General features: G+C 63.8%; 1 protein-coding gene. It reads left to right on the top strand.

Annotated elements, in window-relative coordinates:
- A partial coding sequence (locus ACYAR8_RS24725; RefSeq protein WP_463581339.1) for a hypothetical protein occupies positions 1-340 on the top strand: 340 nt, incomplete at both ends.

Genomic DNA, 340 nt, shown 5'->3' with positions numbered 1-340 from the left:
TGCCTGGCTGCAGGACATCAGCGGCGGGGTTGTCACGCTTGAGCGGATCAAGACCGTGGCCGGCGGGCTGCCGGTGGTGGGCAACATCATGGCGCTGGTCGATGCGCTGAATGACATTGTCCGGCTGGCGACCAGTGACAAGCGCGACCCGCTGGACTGGGTGAGTTTGGGCATCAACCTGATCGGGATGGTGCCCATTCCGCCGGGCATGGCGGCGGCGCGGATGAGTCTGCGGCCGATGCTGTTTCTGGTGCGTCAGGAGATGCGGCAGGCCGGCAAGATGGTGCTGGGCGATGCACTGATCGAGATTCTGATCGGGCACCTGAATGCAACCATTGTC

The sequence above is a fragment of the Pseudomonas sp. HP_01 genome (assembly GCF_055284355.1).
Note: the sequence above shows the minus strand (reverse complement) of the source record. Positions and strands in the feature narration are given on the sequence as shown.